Here is a 21,172-nt window from a genome sequence, read left to right as displayed (position 1 = left end):
CAGCATGGGCACTGAGCATCCGTCACGATGGTCCGACATGACTCTCGAGGCCCAGCGCACCAGCACCCCGATCGACGCGACGACGCTCGCGGCGATCGAGGATCGCGTCGCCATGGGCGACCGAGGAGCGTTCGCAGAGCTCGTCGACCTGCTGCTGCCGCGCGTGCATCGCCAGCTCGAGGCCGCGCTCGGCGCGAGCGAGGCCGACGCCCTCGCATCCTCCGTGCTCGTCGAGGCGTGGCGCACGGCCCCCCGGATCCGTCGCAGCGGGGCGTCGATCGCCGCGTGGGCGCTCGCCCGCACGGCGACGCTCGCCTCGGCCGCCGGCTCCGCCGCCGCCTGAGCGCCTCGTCCCGCAGGCCGCGTCCGCGACGGGGATGCCGCGGGGAGTAGGCTCGGTGCGCCCCTCCCCTCCGAACGTCTGGAGCCACGTACCCGTGTGCGGCATCGTCGGTCTGGTCTCCACCAGCCCCGTCAACCAGCAGGTCTACGACGCGCTGGCGCTCCTCCAGCACCGAGGCCAGGACTCGTGCGGCATCGCCACCATCGATGGTCGGCACGCGCACGTCCGCAAGGCGCAGGGGCAGGTGCGCGAGGCGTTCCGCACGCGCGACATGCGCACGCTGCTCGGCAACGTGGGCCTCGGCCACGTGCGCTACGCCACGAAGGGCGAGGCGTCGAACGAGCTCGAGGCGCAGCCGTTCTACGTCAACGCGCCCTACGGCATCGTGCTCGTGCACAACGGCAATCTCACGAACACGCGCGAGCTCGCCGCGCAGCTCGAGACGCTCGACATGCGGCACGTGAACTCGGGCTCCGACACCGAGATGCTCGTCAACGTGCTCGGCTCCGAGCTGCAGCAGCTCGTGAACGGCTCCGGCCTCGACACCGATCAGCTCTTCACGGCCGTGCGCCGCGTGCACGAGCGCGTCGAGGGCTCGTACGCCGCCATCGCGCTCATCGCCGGCCACGGCATGCTCGGCTTCCGCGACCCGTACGGCATCCGCCCGCTCATCCTCGGCCGCCGACCCGCCGGCAACCGGATGGAGTGGGTGCTCGCGTCGGAGTCGCTCGTGCTCGAGGCGTCGGGCTACGAGGTCGTGCGCGACGTCGCGCCCGGCGAGGCGGTGTTCATCACGCTCGACGGCGAGATGGTGTCGCAGCAGTGCCACCCGAACCCCGTGCTCATGCCGTGCTCGTTCGAGTACGTCTACCTCGCACGGCCCGACTCGACGATGAACGGCATCGGCGTCTACGACGCGCGCCTGCGCCTCGGCGACCGTCTCGCCGACACGATCGCGCAGCACGCACCCGCCGGCGACATCGACGTCGTCATGCCCATCCCCGACTCCGCTCGCCCCGCCGCCATGCAGGTCGCGCGGCGGCTCGGCATCGAGTACCGCGAGGGCTACTACAAGAACCGCTACGTCGGCCGCACGTTCATCATGCCCGGGCAGGAGCAGCGCAAGAAGTCGGTGCGGCAGAAGCTCAACGCGATGCCGAGCGAGTTCCGCGGCAAGAACGTGCTCATCGTCGACGACTCGATCGTGCGCGGCACGACGAGCCGCGAGATCGTCGAGATGACGCGGCAGGCGGGCGCGAACGAGGTGACGTTCACGTCGGCGGCGCCGCCCGTGCGCTACCCGCACGTCTACGGCATCAACATGCCCTCGCGCACCGAGCTCATCGCCGCCGGCCGCTCGATCCCCGAGATCAACGCGGCGCTCGGCGCCGACCACACGGTGTTCCAGGAGGTGGCCGACATGCAGTCGGCGATCCTCGAGGGCACCGACATCCCCGGCCTCGACATGTCGTGCTTCACCGGCGAGTACGTCACGGGCACCGTCACCGACGAGTACCTCTCGTGGGTCGAGCGGACGCAGCTGAGCTGACGCCCGTGGCCTCCGCTCGCGCGATCGGCGTCGCCGCCGCGATCGACGTCGCGGCCGTCGTGCTCTTCGCAGCCGTCGGGCGGGCGAGCCACGCGTCGTTCACGCTCGCGGGCGTCGCCACGACGGCGCTGCCCTTCCTCGTCGCGCTCGCCGTGGGGTGGATCGCGTCGCTCGCGTGGCGCGCGCCGCACGCGCCCGTGCGTGCCGGGCTGCCGATCTGGGCCGTGACGGTCGTGGGCGGGATGCTCGGCCGCGTCGCGCTCGGCGAGGTCACGGCCGTCGCGTTCGTCGTCGTCGCGACGCTCACGCTCCTGCTGCTCCTCGTCGGCTGGCGCGTCGTCGCGCACCTCCTCGGCGTGCTGCGCCGCACCGCCGAGGACGCCGCCGCACGGCGATAGCCTCGAAGGACCCGCCACCGATGGAGGTCCCCCCGTGCCCGCAGCCGCCGATCCGCTCGCCCACGCGCAGGATCTCGCCGACCTCGTCGCCGCGTCCCCCTCGGCGCTGCACGCCGCCGCCGAGGTCGCGCGCCGGCTCGAGGAGGCGGGCTTCGCACGGCTCGACGAGGGCGACGCGTGGCCGGCGAGCCCCGGCGCGTACGTCGTCGTGCGCGACGGCGCGGCCATCGCGTGGGTCGTGCCCGCATCCGCGTCGGCGACGACGCCCGTGCGCATCCTCGGTGCGCACACCGACTCCCCCGGCCTCGTGCTGAAGCCGCAGCCGACGACGGGGCGGCTCGGATGGCTGCAGGCGGGCGTCGAGGTCTACGGCGGGCCGCTGCTGAACTCGTGGCTCGACCGCGAGCTGCGCGTCGCGGGGCGGCTCGTGCTCGACGACGGCGCCTCGGTGCTCGTCGCCTCGGGCCCGCTGCTGCGGCTGCCGCAGCTCGCGATCCACCTCGACCGCTCGGTGAACGACGGCCTCGCCCTCGACCGGCAGGCGCACACCCAGCCGGTGTGGGGGCTCGGCGCCCCCGAGTCCGCCGACCTCGTCGGCGAGCTGGCCGACGGCGCCGGGGTCGACGTCGCGCGCGTGCGCGGCTTCGACCTGTGCGTGGCGGATGCGGCACGCGGCGCCGTCTTCGGCAAGGACGACGCGTTCTTCGCGTCCGGCCGGCTCGACGACCTCGCGAGCGTGCACGCGGGCGTCGTGGCGCTCGCCGCCGCGGCCGCCGACGGCGTCGACGCCGACCACATCCCCGTGCTCGCGATCTTCGACCACGAGGAGATCGGCTCCGACACGCGCACGGGCGCCGGCGGACCGTTCCTCGCCGACGTGCTCGAGCGCATCGGCATCGCGCTCGATGCGACGCGCGAGGAGCGGATGCGGGCGCTCGCCGCGTCGTGGTGCGTGTCGAGCGACGTGGGGCACTCGGTGCACCCCAACCACCCCGAGAAGCACGACCCCGTCGTGCGGCCGCTGCTCGGCTCGGGCCCCATCCTCAAGATCAACGCCAACCAGCGCTACGCGACCGACGGCGCGGGCGAGGCGGCATGGCGTGGCTGGAGCGCGGCCGCCGGCGTGCCCGTGCAGGAGTTCGTGTCGCACAACGCCGTGCCGTGCGGCTCGACGATCGGACCCATCACGGCGACGCGCCTCGGCATCCGCACGATCGACGTGGGCATCCCCATCCTGTCGATGCACTCGGCGCGCGAGCTCGCGGGCGTCGCCGACCTCGCGTCGCTCGCACGCGTGGCGGAGGCCTTCCTCCGCGACTGACGCGCTCGGCTCCGCGGGTGCGCGGCGGTGGCGTTCCCGCGCGGCTGACGGGCTCCGCGGGCGCGCGACGGTGGCGCTCCCGCGCCGCCCTCGTCCGAGTGCCGCGCTACAGGCTGCCCACCCGGGTCACGCGCACGACGGGCTCGTCCGCCTCCGCCGACGCGGCGAGGTCGATCGTCGCCCAGATGCGCCAGTCGTGGTCGCCAGCGGGGTCGGCGAGGATCTGCTGCACCTCCCAGGCCGCCGTGCCCTCGTCGACGTCGAGCATGCGCGCCGAGCGCGCGTCGGCGCCCGTGCCGATCGCGTCGTGCGCGTCGAAGTACGCATCGAGCGCCTCCGCCCACGCGTCGCGCCCGAAGGCCGCATCGAGCTCGCCCAGGTCGTCGACGCGGTCGAGCGCCGCGAGCTGCACGCGCCGGAACATCGCATTGCGCACGAGGATGCGGAACGCTCGCGGGTTCGCGACGATCGACGGCGGAGGCGGCGGCGCGATGGGTGCGCCGGCGTCGTCGGTGGGGTGCATCAGCTGCTCCCACTCGTCGAGCAGGCTCGAGTCGACCTGTCGCACGACGCTGCCGAGCCACTCGATCAGCTCGTCGAGCTCGTCGCCCTTCGCCTCCTCCGGCACCGTCTGCCGGATCGCGCGATACGCATCCGACAGGTAGCGCAGCACGAGCCCCTCCGAGCGCGACAGCCCGTAGTGCTGCACGTACTCGGCGAACGTCATCGCCCGCTCCCACATGTCGCGCACGACCGACTTCGGCGACAGCGCCGCATCCTCCACCCACGGCTGCGACGACGCGAACACGCGCAGCGCCTCCGTGAGGAGCTCGTCGAGGGGCTTCGGATGCGTGACGTCCTCGAGCAGCTCCATGCGCTCGTCGTACTCGATGCCCTCTGCCTTCATCGCGGCGACCGCCTCGCCGCGGGCGAGGAACTGCTGCTGCGAGAGGATGGGCCGCGGGTCGTCGAGCGTCGCCTCGATGACCGAGACGACGTCGAGGTGATGCGTCGGCGACTCGGGGTCGAGCACGTCGATGACCTCGAGCGCGAACGGCGACAGCGGCTGGTTGAGCGCGAACTGCGGCGGCAGGTCGACCGTGAGGCGGATGCGCTGCCCACCGGCCATCGCGGCGTCCGGCACCTGCTCGACGACGCCGGACGTGCGCAGCGTGCGGTAGATCGCGAGCGCCCGCCGTGCGAGCGCGAGCTGCTGCGTGCGCGTGCCGTGGGATGCGCGGATGAGGTCGCGCATGTCGGCGAACGCGTCGCCACCGCGGCCGATGACGCCGAGCAGCATCGCATGGCTCACCTGCATCTGCGACTGCAGCGGCTCGGGCTCGGCGTCGATGAGCTTGAGGAACGAGGGCTCGCCCCACGAGACGAACCCCTCCGGCGCCTTCTTCCGCACGAGCTTGCGGCGCTTCTTCGGGTCGTCGCCGAGCTTCGCGAGCTGCTTGGCGTTCTCGGCCTCGTGCTCGGGCGCCTGGGCGACGACCGTGCCGGCCGTGTCGTAGCCCGCACGGCCGGCGCGACCCGCGATCTGGTGGAACTCGCGCGCCGTCAGATGCCGCATCCGCTGCCCGTCGAACTTCGTCAGCGCCGTGAGCAGCACGGTGCGGATGGGCACGTTGATGCCGACGCCGAGCGTGTCGGTGCCGCAGATGACGCGCAGGAGGCCCTGCTGCGCGAGCTGCTCGACGAGGCGCCGGTACTTGGGCAGCATGCCCGCGTGGTGCACGCCGATGCCCGCGCGCACGAGGCGCGAGAGGGTCTGCCCGAACCGCGTCGAGAAGCGGAAGTCGCCGATCGCCGCCGCGATCCGGTCGCGCTGCTCGCGGCTGACGACCTTCGACGACGTGAGCGCCTGCGCCCGCTCGAGCGCCGCGGCCTGCGAGAAGTGCACGATGTACACGGGCGCGCGCTGCGTCGCGAGCAGGTCGTCGATCGTCTCGTGCACGGGCGTCATCGCGTACTCGTAGTGCAGGGGCACCGGGCGCTCGACGCCCGTGACGAGCGCCGTCTCGCGACCCGTGCGGGCGCTGAGGTCGTCGGCGATGCGCGTCACGTCGCCGAGGGTCGCCGACATGAGCACGAACTGCGCCTGCGGCAACGCGAGCAGCGGCACCTGCCACGCCCATCCGCGCTGCGGGTCGGCATAGAAGTGGAACTCGTCCATGACGACCTGGCCAACGTCGGCCGCCGCACCCTGCCGCAGGGCGACGTTCGCGAGGATCTCGGCCGTGCAGCACACGATGGGCGCGTCGGGGTTCACCGACGAGTCGCCCGTGACCATCCCGACGTGCTCGGCACCGAACACCTCGACGAGCGCGAAGAACTTCTCGCTCACGAGCGCCTTGATGGGTGCCGTGTAGTACGTGCGCCGCCCCTGCGCGACGGCGGCGAAGTGAGCGCCGATCGCGACGAGCGACTTGCCGGTGCCGGTCGGCGTCGACAGGATGACGTTCGCGCCGCTCACGATCTCGATGAGCGCCTCCTCCTGCGCGGGGTAGAGGCGCAGCCCGCGCCCGTCGGCCCAGCTCGCGAACGCGTCGAAGGCGGCGTCGGCGTTCCAGGGCGTGGGGGCGGCGTCGAGGAGGGGCATCACGTCGATCCTCCCGCACGCGAGGCCTGCGCGCCTCGGCGCGGCGATCGGGCCGCGCGGATGCGCACCGAGCGGCGGCTCGGACGCCATGCGCGATCGAAGGCTCGCTCCGTGCGCATCCCGGTCGGCGCGGCGCCCGGCAGCCGGCCGCGCGCCCTCGGCGGCCGACGGTACGGCGCGCTCAGCGGCCGACGGTACGGCGCGCTCAGCGGCTGACGGGGCTGCGTCGTCTGCTATCGGTCGCGCGTCCTCGGCTGCCAGCCGGCGCACCGCGCGACCGTGCGCGGTCGCCTGCGTCAGTCGTGCTGGTCGGTGCGGTGGTGGCGCGTGCGCTCGGCCGTCACCGTGCGACGGCGGCGGCCGACGAGGCGGTCGAGCACGATGGCGACGACGGCTCCGACCACGATGCCGGCGACGGCCCCGACCGCCATGAGGAAGGGCACCACCGACGACGTGTCGATCGTCGGCCCGACACCGAGCAGTGGGCCGGAGGAGCCGAGCCGCGCCCACAGCCATCCGCCTGCGAGGCCGAGGATGGCGCCGAGCACCATGAAGCGTCCGTAGCGGGGCACGAGCCGAGCGCGCACCTGGACGTCGTCGCGCTCGACGACGATCGGCGAGCGCACGGGCTCGTCGCGCTCGTCGGCCTCGCGGTCGGCAGCATCGAGCTCGGCGGCATCGAGCTCCGCGGCGTCGCGCTCGGCGGCCTCGAGCTCCGCGGCGTCGCGCTCGGCGGCCTCGCGGTCGGCGGCGTCACCCGCTGTCGCGGCAGGGCCCCGCGCTGCGGCCGCGTCGCGGGCGCCGGTCGCGCCGGCGACGTCGTCGGTGCGGTCTGCATGCGCCTCGGTGCCGGCATCGCGCGGCTGCGCGGCGCGCGCGTCGGCGTCGTCGGCAGGGCGGTCGCTCATGTGCTCCAGCATCCCACCCGCGCCGCACACGCCACGAATCGGCGCCTCAGCGACGCAGGCGCAGCGACTCGAGCGAGAGCGACGTTCCCCGGAGCGACGTCGACCGCAGCGACGACGAGGCGAGGATGCTCGACGACCGCCGACCCGCCACGAGCGCCGGCGTGCCGAACGAGTGGGAGTGCTCGACGAGCCCCTCGGAGATGTCGCGGGCCGCATCCGCCGCCCGTGCCGCGCGGCGCTGGAGCTCGGCTGCCTGCCGATCGTGCTGCGCCATCGCGGCATCTCGCGCGCGATCGACGGCGCCCGGCGCGTCGGCGATGCGCTGCTGCATGCGCTCGAGCGTCGACTGCCCGCGCTGCTGGGAGGGCTGCTGGCGCTGAGCCGGCTGCGGAGGCGGCGGCTGCACGCGCTGCTGCTGGCCCTGCCACGCCGCCCGCTGGCCGCCGGCCTGCTGCGGCTGCCCCGGCCATCCCTGCCGCGCCTGCTGCTGCCCCGACCACGCGGGCGCCTGCTGCTGCGCGCGCTGCTGCGCCTGCTGCCACGCGCCGCCACCCTGCGCCTGCAGCTGCTCGCGCGCCGACTGGAAGCGCTGCTGCACCTCCGGCTGATGCTGCTGCCACTCGGACCTCGCCCAGCCCGCACCCTTGCGGCCCTGCGTGCGCAGCACCCCGAAGCCGGCCCGGATGGCGATGAGCCCGCCGATCGTGAGGATGAGCGGCAGGATCGCGTAGGGCAGCAGCGACTCGATGGCTCGCTCGATGCCCATGAACGCCGCGTACGACGCGAGCTGCCCGATGGTGCCGAGCAGCGGCGGCACGCCGTTGAACAGCATGACGATGCCGCCGATGAACAGCACCACCCCGGTGATCGCGGCCGGACCGTTGGGGCGGCGCTGCTGCTCGACGGTGCTCATGGGCTCACTCAAGCACAGCGGGCCGCATGTCGCCTCCGAATCCGCGCAGGTCTCGCGTCGGCGCGAGGGCGCGCGAGTAGCATCGCGCTCGGCGCGCACAGCCCTCGCCGCGCCCGCTCCTCCAGCACGAAGGACCTCCCATGCCCCTCCCCTGGACCGCCCGCCCCGAGCGCGGCATCCGCGACGTCGTCCTCCCCGAGCAGCGCCTGTCGTGGCCGCGCACGATCGGCATCGGCATACAGCACGTCGTCGCGATGTTCGGCGCGACGTTCCTCGTGCCCACCCTCACGGGGTTCCCGCCGTCGACGACGCTGCTGTTCTCGGGCGTCGGCACCATCCTGTTCCTGCTCGCCACCGGCAACCGGCTGCCCAGCTACCTCGGCTCGTCGTTCGCGTTCATCGCGCCCGTCGTCGCCGCGTCCTCCGCGGGCGGGCCAGGGCTCGCGCTCGCGGGCGTCGTGCTGACGGGTGCGCTGCTCGCGCTCGTGGGCCTCGTCGTGCAGGTCGCGGGCACGCGGTGGCTCACGGTGCTCATGCCGCCCGTCGTGTCGGGCACGATCGTCGCCCTCATCGGCTTCAACCTCGCGCCCGCCGCGCGCGACTCCTTCCTCGCGTCGCCGGGCATCGCCGCGCTGACGCTGCTGACGATCATCGTGGTCGCCGTCGTCTTCCGCGGCATCGTCGCGCGCCTGTCGATCCTCATCGGCGTCGTCGTGGGCTACGCGGCCTCCGGCGTCGCGCAGGTCGTCCACTGGTCGAAGGTCCACGACGCGGCATGGATCGGCCTGCCCACCTTCCAGACGCCGACGATCGACCTCGCGCAGTGGCCGCTGCTGCTGATGTTCGTGCCGATCGTGCTGCCGCTCATCGCCGAGAACGTCGGCCACGTGCGCGGCGTCGGCCAGCTCATCCACCGCGACCTCGACCCCCTCGCGGGCCGCGCCCTCATCGCCGACGGCGCCGCGACGGTGCTCGCGGGCCTCTTCGGCGGCTCGGCGACCACGACGTACGGCGAGAACATCGGCGTCATGAGCGCGACGCGCGTCTTCTCGACGGCCGCCTACTGGATCGCGGCGATCACGGCGATCCTGCTGTCGCTGTCGCCCAAGGTCGGTGCGGTGATCGCCGCGACCCCCGCCGGCGTCATCGGCGGCGTCACGACCGCGCTGTACGGCCTCATCGGCATCATCGGCGTGCGCATCTGGATCGAGCACCGCGTCGACTTCTCGCGCCCCCGCAACCAGTTCTCGGCAGGCGTGGGCCTCATCGTCGCGATCGCCGACTTCACGCTCAACGCCGGCCAGGTCACGCTCGGCGGCATCCTGCTCGGCACGGTCGCGACGCTCGTGATCTACCACCTGATGGCCGGCCTCGAGCGGCTGCGCGGCGGCGACGAGGTCGCCGACGGGCTCGAGGCGCCGCCCGCGACGACGGTGTCGGATGCGGGGGCCGGCTCGCGCTGACCGGCAGCGCCTCCCGCGCGCCTCCCGCGCGCCTCCCGCTCACGAGCTGCGCCCCGCCGCCCACGCGTCCCCGACGCCCGACGCCGACTGGGCACTCGATGCCGCCGACTGGGCACTCGATGCTGTCATCGGGGCCCGAGAACGACACCGAGCGCCCGGTGCGGGGCGGGGTGCCGGCGCAGGGCGGCGTCAGGCCCGCACGAGCGGCAGCCAGCCGTCGAGCGTGGCGCGCACGCCCGAGGCGCGCACGGCGCCGCCTGCCACCGCATCCGCCCACGTCGTCGCCCCGGTCGCGAGGGCGAGCCAGGTCGCGGCGTCGGTCTCGATGACGTTGGGCGGGGTGCCGCGCGTGTGCCCCGGGCCCTCCACGGCCTGCACCGCGCCGAACGGCGGCACACGCACCTCGACGCTCTTGCCGGGTGCGCGGTCGGCGAGGCACTGCAGCGTGTAGCGCACGGCCATCGCGCGGTCGTCCCTGCTCGCGCCATCGCCGAGCGCGGCGCGCACGGCGTCGAGCCCTGCGAGGTCGGGGATGCGCTTCGCGGCCACCCTGCGACGCTACCGCCCGCCTCCGACGACCCCCGCATCCCGATCCTTGAGAGGTTCTCGGCCGGTTCTGAGATCACAGACGGCCGAGAACCTCAGAAGGACGGGGGCGGGCGAGGGGACGCGCACGCGCGAGCCCGCAGGCACGCGCGCTCGTAGGATGGGCGGGTGCGCATCCTCGTCCTCGGCTCCGGCGCGCGTGAGCACGCCATCATCACCGCGCTGCTGCGCGACGGCGACCACTCGGTCGTCGCCGCCCCCGGCAACGCAGGCATCGCGCAGGTCGTCGAGACCGTGCGCGTCGACCAGAACGACGGGGAGCTCGTCGCCCGGCTCGCGACCGACCTCGGCGCCGAGCTCGTCGTCATCGGCCCGGAGGCCCCGCTCGTCGCCGGCGTCGCCGACGCCGTGCGCGCCGTCGGCATCCCCGTGTTCGGCCCGTCGCGGCAGGCGGCGCAGCTCGAGGGCTCGAAGGCCTTCGCGAAGCGCATCATGGATGCCGCGAACGTGCCCACCGGATCCGTGACGCGCGCCGAGACCGTCGAGGAGGCGGCCGCAGCGCTCGACGCCGTCGGCGCCCCCTACGTCGTGAAGGCCGACGGCCTCGCCGCCGGCAAGGGCGTCATCGTCACGAGCGACCGCGACGCCGCCGCCGACCACGCCCGCTACTGGCTGTCGCACGGCCCGGTGCTCGTCGAGGAGTTCCTGCAGGGCCCCGAGGTCAGCCTCTTCCTCCTCTCCGACGGCACGACGGTGCGTCCCCTCGCCCCCGCGCAGGACTTCAAGCGCCTCCAGGACGGCGACGAGGGCCCCAACACCGGCGGCATGGGCGCCTACTCGCCCCTCCCCTGGCTCGAGCAGCGCTTCGGCGGCGAGCAGGCCTTCGTCGACGAGGTCGTCGCCACCATCGCGCAGCCCACCATCGACGCCCTGCGCGCCGAGGGCACCCCGTTCGTCGGCCTGCTGTACTGCGGGCTCATCGTGACGGATGCGGGCATCAAGGTCATCGAGTTCAACGCCCGCTTCGGCGACCCCGAGACGCAGGTGGTGCTCCCGCGCCTCACGTCGCCGTTCGGCGCCGCCCTGCACGCCGCCGCCACCGGCGCGCTCGCCGGCGTCGCACCGCTCGAGTTCGGCGGAGGCGCGGCCGTGACCGTCGTCGTCGCGAGCGAGGGCTACCCCGACGACCCGCAGACGGGCCGCGCCATCGCCGGCATCGCCGATGCCGACGCGCTCGAGGGCGTGCACGTGATGCATGCCGCGACCGTGGTGAGCGAGGAGCACGGCTTCGTCGCGACCGGTGGCCGCGTGCTCTCCGTCGTCGGCTCGGGCGCCACGCTCGCGCAGGCCCGCGAGCGCGCGTACGCAGGCGTCGAGGTGATCCGCCTCGAGGGCTCGCAGGCGCGCACCGACATCGCGCGCGCCGCCGCGGAGGCCTGATGGCCGACCTCCCCGGCTACGACCTCGCCTACCAGGGCAAGGTGCGCGACCTCTACGTGCCCGCCGGCTCCGACCTCGCGTCGGCCGACGCCATCCTCATGGTCGCCTCCGACCGCGTCTCCGCCTTCGACCACGCGCTCGAGCCGCCCATCCCCGGCAAGGGCGCCACGCTCACGTCGATGACGACGTGGTGGCTGCGCACCCTCGGAGACGAGGCGCAGCTCGCGGGCGACCACCGTGCAGGGGGCGATGCCGCAGCACGCATCCCGGATGCCGTCGCCGGCCGCTCGCTGCTCGTGCGCAACCTCGACATGCTGCCCGTCGAGTGCGTGGTGCGCGGACGCATCACGGGATCCGGGCTCGTCGAGTACCGCGAGACCGGTGCGATCTCGGGCGTGGAGCTCCCCTCGGGCCTGCAGGACGGCGACGCGCTGCCCGAGCCGATCTTCACCCCCGCGTGGAAGGCGCCGAAGGGCGAGCACGACGAGAACATCCCGTACTCGCGCGTCGTCGAGCTCGTCGGCGCCGACGCCGCCGAGACGCTGCGGTCGCGATCGCTGGAGGTCTTCGCGCGCGGCGCCGAGATCGCGGCGTCGCGCGGCCTGGTGCTCGCCGACACGAAGCTCGAGTTCGGCCGAGACGCGTCGGACGCCATCGTGCTCGCCGACGAGGTGCTGACCTCCGACTCGTCGCGCTACTGGGATGCGGACGCGCTCGCCGCCGGCCGCGTCGAGTCGTTCGACAAGCAGATCGTGCGCGACTGGCTGCTCGCCGAGGCTGCCGCCGGGCGCTGGGACCGCGCGGGTGCGCCGCCCGCGCTCCCCGCATCCATCGTCGACCGCACCGCCGCTCGCTACGCCGAGCTGCTGGAGCGCCTCGTCGGCTGACGGAGTGTCGACCGTGCGCGCGGTCGGGGCGCGTCGGGAGGATGGCCGGGGCGCGCGTCGGCGAGGGCCCGGGCTCGCGTGACGAGGCTCGGGCAGCCGCCGTCGCCGCTGACGGCATGGCGCGTCGCCGTGGACGGCACGCCGTCACCGAGTCCGACGGCACGCCCCGTCACCGCTGACGGCATGCCCATCGACGCTGACGGCACGCCCCGTCACCGCTGATGGCGTGCCCGGTCGACGCTGACGGCACGCCCGTCCACGCCGACGGCATGCCGGCACGAGGCCGACGGCATGCTGCCGTCGCCGCGCGACCGGCTACGGCGTCGGCACCTGCCACACGGCGGCGCACGCCGAGACGCCGTCGCGGTAGCCGTTCGCGAACCACGTCTGCCGCTGCTGGCTCGAGCCGTGCGTCCACGAGTCGGGGTTCACGCCCTGCCCCGACTGCTGCTGCAGGTTGTCGTCGCCGATCGCGGCGGCCGCGTCGAGCGCGTCGTCCAGCTCGGCCTGCGTCGGTGCGACGAGCACGGGATCGCCGCCGCCCTGGTCGTCGGTCGTCGACGCCGCGGCGATCCAGGCGCCCGCGTAGCAGTCGGCCTGCAGCTCGCTGCGCACCGCCGAGCCCGACGGGCCGGTGTCCTGATGGTTCATCCGCTGCAGGTCGCCCGTGAGCTGCTGCACGTGGTGGCCCCACTCGTGCGCGAGCACGTAGAGCTGCGAGAGCGAGCCTCCCGAGGCGCCGAAGCGCGTGCGCATCTGGTCGAAGAACGTCTCGTCGATGTAGATCTGCTCGTCGCCCGGGCAGTAGAACGGGCCGACGGCGCTCGACGCGTTGCCACAGGCCGTCGCCACCTGCGCCGAGTAGAGCACGACCGACGGCTCGCGGTAGTCGAGCGAGTTCTGCGCGAACACGCCCGTCCAGTACGCGGAGAGCGAGTCGGCCCCGCCCTCCATGCGGCACTGGTAGTTCGCGGGCTCGTTCGCCTGCTCGCCCGTGCAGCCGATGACCTCGGTGTCGCTGCCCGAGCCTGCCGACGGATCCTGCTGGATGGCGCTGCCGAGGCCTGTGAGGTCGATGCCGAGGAACGACGACACCACGAACAGGAGCACGGTCACGAGGCCGCCACCGCCGAGCGCGATGGCGCCACCGCGGCCGCCGCCACCCCTCCGGCGCACCTGCGTCGTGTCGAACTGCGCATCGCCGCGGAACGTCATGGCGGAAGCGTAGCCCGCGCTCGCTCGGTCGCGGCCGCACGAGATGAGCGTGAGCGGCACGCGGGGTGGAATGCACCCTCGGTGCGCCGCTCACGCGCATCCCGTGCGCGCAGTCGCGGGCCGGTGGCCGCAGACGGCGGCATCCGACGTCGGTAGACTGGGCGCATCCCACCCCGCGAGGAGTCGAAGCCCATGCCCCTCATCGTCGTCGACGTCATGCCCAAGGCCGAGATCCTCGACCCTCAGGGCAAGGCCGTGACCCGCGCCCTCGCCCGCCTCGGCCACGAGGCCGTCGGCCAGGTGCGCATCGGCAAGCGCTTCGAGCTCACGGTCGACGGCGAGGTGACCGACGAGCTGCTCGTGCAGATCCGCACCGTCGCCGAGGACGTGCTCGCGAACACCGTCATCGAGGACGTCGTGGGCATCCACGTGGAGGACGAGGCGTGAGGGTCGGCGTCGTCACCTTCCCGGGGACGCTCGACGACCGCGACGCGCAGCGCGCCGTGCGCCTCGCCGGCCACGAGCCGGTCGCGCTGTGGCACCGCGAGCACGACCTGCAGGGCGTCGACGCGCTCGTGCTGCCCGGCGGCTTCTCCTACGGCGACTACCTGCGCGCCGGGGCGATCGCGTCGCTCTCGCCGATCATGACCGAGGTCGTCGACGCCGCGAGGCGCGGCGTGCCCGTGCTCGGCATCTGCAACGGATTCCAGATGCTCGCCGAGGCGAAGCTGCTGCCCGGCGGACTCGTGCGCAACGCGACCGGCCTCTTCACGCAGCGCGACCAGCGCCTCACCGTCGAGCGCACGACGACCGCCTGGACGAGCGGCTTCACGCCCGGCCAGGAGATCGTCATCCCGCTGAAGAACGGCGAGGGCCGCTTCGTCGCGCCGAAGGCCGAGCTCGAGCGCATCGAGGGCGAGGGCCTCGTGGCCTTCCGGTACGCCGGTCGCAACCCGAACGGCTCGATGGACGACATCGCCGGCGTCTCGAACGCCGCGGGCAACGTCGTCGGCCTCATGCCGCATCCCGAGCACGCCGTCGAGCTGGGCTTCGGCCCCGACACGTCGGCCCGCATGCGCTCGGGCCTCGACGGCCTGACGATCTTCGCGCTCGCGCTGGAGGCTGCGGCGGCCTGACGCCCGCTGCGAGGTGCGTGCCTCGCCGCGCGAAGCGTGCCTCGCAACGGGACGGGTGCGTCGGCGCGCGCGCCGCAAGCGCTATCCGCGCGCCCTGCCGCGGCCTAGGCTGCCGCCACGGGCTCGACGACGTGGTCGGCCCCGCGAAGGAGACGCCATGCGCAGCACCCGCCCCGAGCCCGTCATCGCCGACACGAGCGTGTTCGCCGCGCTGTTCGACGACCTCACCGACGACGACCGGGCGCTGCCCGCCCTCGTCGACGGCGCATCCGGCGCGGTGATGACCTACGGCGAGCTCGTCGGCCGCTCCGAGGCGTTCGCTGGCGCGCTCGCCGCGATGGGCGTGCGGCCGGGCGACGTCGTCGGCCTGCACTGCCCCAACGTGCCGGCGTTCGCGATCGCCTTCCACGGCATCCTGCGCGCCGGCGCGACCGCCACCACCGTGAACGCGCTGTACACCGCGGGCGAGATCGAGCATCAGCTGCGGGCATCGAGGGCCGTCGCGCACGTCACGGTCTCGCCGCTGGCACCGCAGTCGATCGAGGCGGCGCACGCCGTCGGCATCGCCGACGACCGCATCGTCGTGCTCGACGGCATGGATGGGCATGCGAGCCTCCCCGAGCTGCTCGCCGCCGGGCATGCCGCACCGGACGTGCGCATCGACCCCGCGACGCACGTCGCCGTCATGCCGTACTCGTCGGGCACGACGGGCAAGCCCAAGGGCGTCATGCTGTCGCACCGCAACCTCGTCGCCAACGTCGCGCAGTGCGAGCCGATCCTCGGCGTCGAGCGCGGCGAGCGCGTGCTCGCGGTGCTGCCGTTCTTCCACATCTACGGCATGACGGTGCTGCTGAACCTCGCGCTGCGCACGCGCGCGACGCTCGTCACGATGCCGCGCTTCGACCTCGCCGAGTTCCTGCGCGTCATCCAGGACCAGCAGGTGTCGTTCGCGTTCATCGCACCGCCGATCGCGGTCGCGCTCGCGAAGCACCCCATGGTCGACGACTACGACCTGTCGAGCCTGCGCACCGCGTTCTCCGGCGCGGCTCCGCTCGACGAGCAGCTCGGGCAGGCGGTCGCGAGGCGCGTCGGCATCGAGATGCTGCAGGGCTACGGCATGACCGAGCTGAGCCCCGTGAGCCACGCGTTCGCGCGCGGCGAGGGCGACGCGCGCCCGCTCGGATGCGTCGGCGTCGTCATCGGCGGCACGGAGGATCGGATCGTCGACATCGAGTCGGGCGAGCCCATCGAGCCGCCCGAGCACGACGGCCTCTCCGAGCCGGGCGAGCTGTGGGTGCGGGGTCCGCAGGTCATGCTCGGCTACCTCGACGACGCGGAGGCCACCGCGCACACCCTGCGCGACGACGGGTTCCTGCGCACGGGCGACATGGCCGCGTACGACGCCGCGGGCAACGTGCACATCGTCGACCGCCTCAAGGAGCTCATCAAGCACAAGGGCTACCAGGTCGCGCCCGCCGAGCTCGAGGCGCTGCTGCTCACGCATCCCGCCGTCTCGGACGTCGCGGTGATCGGCGTGCGCACCGACGACGGCGACGAGGATCCCATGGCGTTCGTCGTGCCGGCCGCCGCCGGCGAGGAGGATCCGGATGCCCTCATGGCGTGGGTCGCCGAGCGCGTCGCGCCGTACAAGAAGGTGCGCCGCGTGGCCTACGTCGAGGCCATCCCGAAGTCGACGTCGGGCAAGATCCTGCGGAAGGACCTCAAGGCGTCGCTCTGACGCCGCCGGGCGCCGCGTCGCGACGCAGGTGGAGCGCCGCAGGGCCCCGGCGTGCCGGTCGACGAGGCGTCGTCGCCGTCGGGGATCGCGACGCCGCCTTCCGGGCGCCGTCGGGATGCGGGCCACGCGACCCTCGCATGCGTCGCCCAGCGCGCGCCGGTAGCGTCGACGCATGCGTCTCGCAGCAGCCCTCAGCCACCGCGCCGACCTCGCGACGCGTGCCGACGCGCTCGCGCAGCGCGCGATGCGCGCCGCCGTCACGCAGGAGGGCACCGCGCCCGTCGACGACCCCGCAGCGCTCATGGCCGAGCACGATGCGGTGCTCGACGAGCTCGAGCGTCTCGTCGTGCGCATCAACCTCACGAACGCCGCGACCGACGTCGACGGCGTGCCCGTCACCGCCGCGCTCGCGCGTCGCGACACCCTGCGCCGACGGCACCGCACGCTCACGTCGCTCGCCGACGCGTCCACGCCGTTCGCCGACCGCATGCGCGGCGCCGAGCTGCGCCTCCTGCCCACGAGCGACGTCGCCGCCATCCGCGCCGCCGCCGACGACACCGCGAAGGCCCTGCGAGAGCTCGACCTGCGCATCCAGGAGGTGAACTGGTCGACGGAGCTGCGCTGACGAGTCGGTAGCCGCGCGGGAGCGGGCACGAACCCCACGCCTGCCGGGGCAATGGCAGGCTCTGCAGCGTCGACGGGCCGACGCATCCGCTTCGGATCCTTCGCCCGGCACGCCGCACACGCGCAGTCTCGACCGCGCACGCATCACCACCACGTGCCGACCCTCGCGGCGAGGGCGGGATCGGGGACTCTCGTCAGCGCTCGGGTGCTGCGTCGCGCCCACCGCCGGCCGGCGGACGCGCCTCGCGCCCCGGGACCGGCGCCGCGGAGGCCTCCGGGCGGCGCACGACCGCCGCGGGCCTGCGCGCCCGGCTCGGCGCGAACGGCGTCGCGACGAGCCACCCGAGCGCGATGCCCGCCGCGTCGGCCACCGCATCCCACGCGTCTCCCGAGCGCGTCGGCAGCAGCGCGCCCTGCACGACCTCCGAGATGCCGGCGTGCACGAGCAGCGCCGCCGCGAGGAGGCGCGGCGGCAGCCCGGCGATCACGCCCGTGGCCATCGCGAGCGCGAACATGCCGACGTGCGCGACCTTGTCGAGGCCCGGGATGCCCGGGCCGTCGGGCGTGCTCGGCGCGTAGAGGCCCCACAGCTGGATGCCGACGGCAGCCGCGAACGCCACCCACGGCAGCGCGCGACGGCGGCGTGCGTGCGCGGCGGAGCGACGTGGCTGGCGCATCCGTCCACGGTAGTCGCGCGCCGCATCCGCCCCGCGCCCTCGAGTCGCGCGCCGCATCCGCCCCTCCCCCGCCTCCCACGTCGAGTGGGCAGTCGATGCTGCGGGACACGCCGCATCCGAGCATCTGCTGCCCACTCGGCGACATCAGGCGCCCGGTCCCCGGCGGGGAAGAGTGCGCGACGCCGAGCATGCGTGCCGCGGCTAGACTCGGGAGCACCGCATCCGCCCTGAGCCGTGAGGTCTACGCCCGTGCCCGATGCCCCCGCCCGCCCCGCAGCCGACACCGTCGAGCATGCGATCGCGACCCCGGAGAAGGAGCAGCCGTACGCGGCGCTCGGCCTCAAGACCGACGAGTACGAGCGCATCCGCGAGATCCTCGGCCGCCGCCCCACGTCGGGCGAGCTGGCGATGTACTCCGTCATGTGGTCCGAGCACTGCTCGTACAAGTCCTCCAAGAAGCACCTGAAGGTCTTCGGGCAGAAGGTCACCGACCAGATGCGCGAGCGCCTCATGGTCGGCATGGGCGAGAACGCCGGCGTGCTGGATGCGGGCGAGGGCTGGGCGGTGACGTTCAAGATCGAGAGCCACAACCATCCGTCGTTCGTCGAGCCCTTCCAGGGCGCCGCGACCGGCGTGGGCGGCATCGTGCGCGACATCATCTCGATGGGCGCACGCCCCGTGGCCGTCATGGACGCGCTGCGCTTCGGCGCGATCGACCACCCCGACACGGCGCGCGTCGTGCACGGCGTCGTCGGCGGCATCTCGTTCTACGGCAACTGCCTCGGCCTGCCGAACATCGGCGGCGAGACGGTGTTCGACGCCGTCTACCAGGGCAACCCGCTCGTCAACGCGCTCGCGGTCGGCGTGCTGCGCCACGAGGACCTCCACCTCGCCAACGCGCGCGGCGCCGGCAACAAGGTCGTGCTCTTCGGCGCGCGCACGGGCGGCGACGGCATCGGCGGCGCATCCATCCTCGCGTCGGAGTCGTTCGACGACGAGGGCCCCGCGAAGCGCCCCGCGGTGCAGGTGGGCGACCCGTTCGCCGAGAAGGTGCTCATCGAGTGCTGCCTCGAGCTCTTCCAGGCCGGCGTCGTCGAGGGCATCCAGGATCTCGGCGCCGCCGGCATCTCCTGCGCGACGAGCGAGCTCGCGTCGAACGGCGACGGCGGCATGCAGGTCGAGCTCGACCACGTGCTGCTGCGCGACCCCACGCTCACGGCCGAGGAGATCCTCATGTCGGAGTCGCAGGAGCGCATGATGGCGATCGTGACGCCCGAGAAGCTCGAGGCCTTCCTCGCCGTCACCGAGAAGTGGGACGTCGAGACGAGCGTGCTCGGCGAGGTCACCGGCACGGGCCGACTCGTGATCACGCACGGCGGCGAGACGATCGTCGACGTCGACCCCCGCACCGTCGCCATCGACTCCCCCGTCTACGACCGACCCATGGCGCGCCCCGAGTGGCTCGATGCGCTGAACGCCGACACGACGTCGCGCCTGCCGCGCTCGGAGGCGGCGGGCCTGCGCTCCGAGCTGCTCGCGCTCGCCGGCAGCCCGGGCATCGCCGACACGTCGTGGATCACCGAGCAGTACGACTCGTACGTGCTCGGCAACACGGCGCTGTCGATGCCCGACGACGCCGGCATGGTGCGCATCGACGAGGAGTCGGGGCTCGGCTTCGCCGTCTCGGTCGACGCCAACGGCCGCTACTGCCAGCTCGACCCGCGCGAGGGCGCGAAGGCCGCGCTCGCCGAGGCGTACCGCAACGTCGCCGCGACGGGTGCGACGCCGCTCGGCGTCTCCGACTGCCTCAACTTCGGCAACCCCGAGGTGCCCGCGGTCATGTGGCAGTTCGCGGAGGCGGTCGACGGGCTCGCCGACGCCTGCGTCGAGCTGGGCATCCCCGTGACGGGCGGCAACGTGTCGTTCTACAACCAGACGGGCGAGACGCAGATCCACCCGACCCCCGTGGTCGGCGTGCTCGGCGTGATCGACGACGTCGCCCGCCGCGTGCCTGCCGGCTGGCAGGACGACGGCCTGCACCTGTACCTGCTGGGCACGACCCGCGACGAGCTCGACGGCTCCGCATGGGCGGGCGTCGTGCACGACCACCTCGGTGGCACGCCTCCGATCGTCGACCTCGCCGCCGAGCGCGCCATCGCCGGCCTCGTGCAGGCCGCGGCGCACGAGGGCCTCCTCGCCGCCGCGCACGACCTGTCGGAGGGCGGCCTCGGCGTGACGCTCGCCGAGGGTGCGCTGCGCTTCGGCATCGGCGCTCGCGTGTGGCTCGACGAGCTCTGCGACCGCGACGGCGTCGACCTCACGGCCGCGCTGTTCTCGGAGTCGGGCGCGCGCATCCTCGTCGCCGTGCCGCGCGAGGACGACGTGCGGTTCCAGGGCATGTGCGCTGCGCGCGGCGTGCCCTCGATGCGCATCGGCGCGACGGATGCGACGACCGGCTCGATCGAGGTGCAGGACGTCTTCACGATCGGCCTCGACGAGCTGCGGCAGCGCCACGGCTCGACGATCTACGACCGCTTCGCCTGACCGACTGGTCGCTCGTGGGGTGACTGGTCGCTCGTAGGGGTGGCTGGTCGCTCGTTGTTCCCACGAGCGACCAGTCCAGCCCAACCAACGACCAGTCCGACCCGACCAGCGACCAGTCCAGCCCGACCAGCGACCAGTCCTGCTCGCGCTAGCGTGACGCCATGGCCGATGCCGACGACCTCGACGCGCTCGTCGACCGCATCCCACTCGGGTGGAGCCGTCACCGCATCCACGGGCGGGCATGGGGAGTCACGCGCGTCGACCATGCCGACGGTCGCTCGAGCACCATCGAGGGCGAGGAGCTCGGCGGCACCGGGCGCATGAGCGCCAACGTGTGGCGCACGGCGTCCGGCACGCACCTCAAGCCCTGCGAGATGCCCGCCGAGCAGGTGCTGGCCGTGCTGCGAGCCCTGCCAGACGAGGATGCGTCGACGACCCGCTGAGCGGGATCCTCACGCGCGGCGCGAGGCGGGCAGCGCCCTCGCGACCGGCGCCACGCACGGCCACCTCCCCCAGCCGCGCGAGCCGCGCGACGCGCGCGCAGCCCTCGCCGCAGCCGCGCTCAGCCCTGACCGGCGGCGTGCTGCTCGTGGTGGTGGATGACCTCGGCGATCACGAAGTTCAGGAACTTCTCCGCGAACGCCGGGTCGAGCCCCGATGCCTCGGCGAGCTGCCGCAGTCGCGCGATCTGCCGCTGCTCGCGCCCCGGATCGGACGCCGGCATGCCCTCCGCAGCCTTCAGCGCGCCCACGGCCTGCGTCAGCTTGAAGCGCTCGGCGAGCGTGTGGATGAGCACGGCATCGATGTTGTCGATGCTGCTCCGGTAGCGGTCGAGCTCGTCGTGTGCGGACACCCATCCACCCTA

Annotated in this window: 20 protein-coding genes; 13 read left to right on the top strand and 7 right to left on the bottom strand. The window is 73.7% G+C overall.

Translation table 11 applies throughout. From position 1 onward, the window contains the following. Window positions 1-37 precede the first annotated feature (37 nt). From ACFQPP_RS14540 to ACFQPP_RS14525, 4 genes are all read left to right on the top strand, one after another. The gene (locus ACFQPP_RS14540) at window positions 38-343 is read left to right on the top strand and encodes a hypothetical protein (RefSeq protein ID WP_376917377.1); all 306 of its coding nucleotides are present in this window, start codon (window positions 38-40) and stop codon (window positions 341-343) included. 94 nt (window positions 344-437) lie between these two features. Next, window positions 438-1,892, top strand: a complete 1,455-nt coding sequence (purF, locus tag ACFQPP_RS14535) for an amidophosphoribosyltransferase (protein ID WP_376917376.1) — start codon at window positions 438-440, stop codon at window positions 1,890-1,892. 5 nt (window positions 1,893-1,897) lie between these two features. Then, on the top strand, window positions 1,898-2,290 hold the full coding sequence (locus ACFQPP_RS14530) for a DUF3054 family protein (protein ID WP_376917375.1): 393 nt from the start codon (window positions 1,898-1,900) through the stop codon (window positions 2,288-2,290). 34 nt (window positions 2,291-2,324) lie between these two features. Next, on the top strand, window positions 2,325-3,611 hold the full coding sequence (locus tag ACFQPP_RS14525) for a M18 family aminopeptidase (protein ID WP_376917374.1): 1,287 nt from the start codon (window positions 2,325-2,327) through the stop codon (window positions 3,609-3,611). Between the two features lie 106 nt (window positions 3,612-3,717). On the opposite strand, the gene ACFQPP_RS14520 is transcribed toward ACFQPP_RS14525, so the two are convergent. The 3 genes from ACFQPP_RS14520 to ACFQPP_RS14510 all read right to left on the bottom strand — a co-directional run bounded on the left by ACFQPP_RS14520 (window position 3,718) and on the right by ACFQPP_RS14510 (window position 8,037). Beyond that, window positions 3,718-6,216, bottom strand: a complete 2,499-nt coding sequence (locus tag ACFQPP_RS14520; RefSeq protein ID WP_376917373.1) for a DEAD/DEAH box helicase — start codon at window positions 6,214-6,216, stop codon at window positions 3,718-3,720. A gap of 296 nt (window positions 6,217-6,512) precedes the next feature. Next, complete coding sequence (locus tag ACFQPP_RS14515; RefSeq protein WP_376917372.1) at window positions 6,513-7,124, bottom strand: hypothetical protein; 612 nt, start codon at window positions 7,122-7,124, stop codon at window positions 6,513-6,515. A gap of 46 nt (window positions 7,125-7,170) precedes the next feature. Continuing rightward, window positions 7,171-8,037: a hypothetical protein gene (locus ACFQPP_RS14510; RefSeq protein ID WP_376917371.1), complete on the bottom strand. Its 867-nt coding sequence runs from the start codon at window positions 8,035-8,037 to the stop codon at window positions 7,171-7,173. A 140-nt stretch (window positions 8,038-8,177) separates the two neighbouring features. Here ACFQPP_RS14510 and ACFQPP_RS14505 point away from each other — a divergent pair, with 140 nt between their 5' ends. Continuing rightward, window positions 8,178-9,500: a uracil-xanthine permease family protein gene (locus tag ACFQPP_RS14505; protein ID WP_376917370.1), complete on the top strand. Its 1,323-nt coding sequence runs from the start codon at window positions 8,178-8,180 to the stop codon at window positions 9,498-9,500. A 189-nt stretch (window positions 9,501-9,689) separates the two neighbouring features. Here ACFQPP_RS14505 and ACFQPP_RS14500 read toward each other — a convergent pair whose 3' ends face one another. After that, on the bottom strand, window positions 9,690-10,049 hold the full coding sequence (locus ACFQPP_RS14500; protein WP_376917369.1) for a sterol carrier family protein: 360 nt from the start codon (window positions 10,047-10,049) through the stop codon (window positions 9,690-9,692). A gap of 165 nt (window positions 10,050-10,214) precedes the next feature. Between ACFQPP_RS14500 and purD the strand changes: the two genes are divergently transcribed. Together purD and ACFQPP_RS14490 are read left to right on the top strand one after the other, a co-directional pair. Beyond that, window positions 10,215-11,486 (top strand): phosphoribosylamine--glycine ligase, encoded by a 1,272-nt coding sequence (purD, locus tag ACFQPP_RS14495; RefSeq protein ID WP_376917368.1) that lies wholly within the window; start codon window positions 10,215-10,217, stop codon window positions 11,484-11,486. Continuing rightward, on the top strand, window positions 11,486-12,373 hold the full coding sequence (locus ACFQPP_RS14490) for a phosphoribosylaminoimidazolesuccinocarboxamide synthase (RefSeq protein WP_376917367.1): 888 nt from the start codon (window positions 11,486-11,488) through the stop codon (window positions 12,371-12,373). The genes purD and ACFQPP_RS14490 overlap by 1 nt, the downstream gene beginning before the upstream one ends. Before the next feature lie 315 nt (window positions 12,374-12,688). Here ACFQPP_RS14490 and ACFQPP_RS14485 read toward each other — a convergent pair whose 3' ends face one another. Further along, window positions 12,689-13,588 carry a neutral zinc metallopeptidase gene (locus ACFQPP_RS14485; protein ID WP_376917366.1) on the bottom strand — a complete coding sequence of 300 codons (900 nt, stop codon included), beginning with the start codon at window positions 13,586-13,588 and terminating at the stop codon, window positions 12,689-12,691. A 192-nt stretch (window positions 13,589-13,780) separates the two neighbouring features. Here ACFQPP_RS14485 and purS point away from each other — a divergent pair, with 192 nt between their 5' ends. The 4 genes from purS (at window position 13,781) to ACFQPP_RS14465 (ending at window position 17,087) form a co-directional block, all read left to right on the top strand. Continuing rightward, complete coding sequence (purS, locus tag ACFQPP_RS14480; RefSeq protein WP_376917365.1) at window positions 13,781-14,035, top strand: phosphoribosylformylglycinamidine synthase subunit PurS; 255 nt, start codon at window positions 13,781-13,783, stop codon at window positions 14,033-14,035. Further along, window positions 14,032-14,724, top strand: a complete 693-nt coding sequence (gene purQ, locus ACFQPP_RS14475) for a phosphoribosylformylglycinamidine synthase subunit PurQ (protein WP_376917364.1) — start codon at window positions 14,032-14,034, stop codon at window positions 14,722-14,724. The genes purS and purQ overlap by 4 nt, the downstream gene beginning before the upstream one ends. Before the next feature lie 157 nt (window positions 14,725-14,881). Further along, entirely contained in the window at window positions 14,882-16,462 is a 1,581-nt protein-coding gene (locus tag ACFQPP_RS14470) for an AMP-binding protein (RefSeq protein WP_376917363.1), read from the top strand. A gap of 172 nt (window positions 16,463-16,634) precedes the next feature. Further along, window positions 16,635-17,087: a DIP1984 family protein gene (locus ACFQPP_RS14465; protein WP_376917362.1), complete on the top strand. Its 453-nt coding sequence runs from the start codon at window positions 16,635-16,637 to the stop codon at window positions 17,085-17,087. Window positions 17,088-17,280: 193 nt separating this feature from the next. Here the strand turns inward: ACFQPP_RS14465 and ACFQPP_RS14460 are convergent, their stop codons facing one another. Next, window positions 17,281-17,763 carry a hypothetical protein gene (locus ACFQPP_RS14460; protein WP_376917361.1) on the bottom strand — a complete coding sequence of 161 codons (483 nt, stop codon included), beginning with the start codon at window positions 17,761-17,763 and terminating at the stop codon, window positions 17,281-17,283. A gap of 249 nt (window positions 17,764-18,012) precedes the next feature. Between ACFQPP_RS14460 and purL the strand changes: the two genes are divergently transcribed. Together purL and ACFQPP_RS14450 are read left to right on the top strand one after the other, a co-directional pair. Then, a complete protein-coding gene (gene purL, locus ACFQPP_RS14455; protein WP_376917360.1) occupies window positions 18,013-20,307 on the top strand; it encodes a phosphoribosylformylglycinamidine synthase subunit PurL in 2,295 nt (764 codons plus the stop codon). 161 nt (window positions 20,308-20,468) lie between these two features. Next, a complete protein-coding gene (locus ACFQPP_RS14450; protein ID WP_376917358.1) occupies window positions 20,469-20,750 on the top strand; it encodes a peptide methionine sulfoxide reductase in 282 nt (93 codons plus the stop codon). A gap of 119 nt (window positions 20,751-20,869) precedes the next feature. On the opposite strand, the gene ACFQPP_RS14445 is transcribed toward ACFQPP_RS14450, so the two are convergent. Next, window positions 20,870-21,160: a chorismate mutase gene (locus ACFQPP_RS14445; protein ID WP_376917357.1), complete on the bottom strand. Its 291-nt coding sequence runs from the start codon at window positions 21,158-21,160 to the stop codon at window positions 20,870-20,872. Window positions 21,161-21,172 lie beyond the last annotated feature (12 nt).

The organism is Agrococcus sp. GCM10030265 (assembly GCF_042666675.1).
Classification (GTDB): Bacteria; Actinomycetota; Actinomycetes; order Actinomycetales; family Microbacteriaceae; genus Agrococcus.
The sequence above is the reverse complement of the archived record's forward strand: the minus strand, read 5'-3'. Positions and strand labels throughout refer to the sequence as shown.

Excerpts from the sequence above, each read along its gene's own strand:
- ACFQPP_RS14485 (WP_376917366.1), bottom strand. The coding sequence starts at position 13,588 with ATGACGTTCCGCGGCGATGCGCAGTTCGACACGACGCAGGTGCGCCGG.
- ACFQPP_RS14515 (WP_376917372.1), bottom strand. The coding sequence starts at position 7,124 with ATGAGCGACCGCCCTGCCGACGACGCCGACGCGCGCGCCGCGCAGCCG.
- ACFQPP_RS14540 (WP_376917377.1), top strand. The coding sequence starts at position 38 with ATGACTCTCGAGGCCCAGCGCACCAGCACCCCGATCGACGCGACGACG.
- ACFQPP_RS14505 (WP_376917370.1), top strand. The coding sequence starts at position 8,178 with ATGCCCCTCCCCTGGACCGCCCGCCCCGAGCGCGGCATCCGCGACGTC.
- ACFQPP_RS14465 (WP_376917362.1), top strand. The coding sequence starts at position 16,635 with ATGCGTCTCGCAGCAGCCCTCAGCCACCGCGCCGACCTCGCGACGCGT.
- ACFQPP_RS14470 (WP_376917363.1), top strand. The coding sequence starts at position 14,882 with ATGCGCAGCACCCGCCCCGAGCCCGTCATCGCCGACACGAGCGTGTTC.
- ACFQPP_RS14520 (WP_376917373.1), bottom strand. The coding sequence starts at position 6,216 with ATGCCCCTCCTCGACGCCGCCCCCACGCCCTGGAACGCCGACGCCGCC.
- ACFQPP_RS14510 (WP_376917371.1), bottom strand. The coding sequence starts at position 8,037 with ATGAGCACCGTCGAGCAGCAGCGCCGCCCCAACGGTCCGGCCGCGATC.
- ACFQPP_RS14450 (WP_376917358.1), top strand. The coding sequence starts at position 20,469 with ATGGCCGATGCCGACGACCTCGACGCGCTCGTCGACCGCATCCCACTC.
- ACFQPP_RS14490 (WP_376917367.1), top strand. The coding sequence starts at position 11,486 with ATGGCCGACCTCCCCGGCTACGACCTCGCCTACCAGGGCAAGGTGCGC.
- purS (WP_376917365.1), top strand. The coding sequence starts at position 13,781 with ATGCCCCTCATCGTCGTCGACGTCATGCCCAAGGCCGAGATCCTCGAC.
- ACFQPP_RS14460 (WP_376917361.1), bottom strand. The coding sequence starts at position 17,763 with ATGCGCCAGCCACGTCGCTCCGCCGCGCACGCACGCCGCCGTCGCGCG.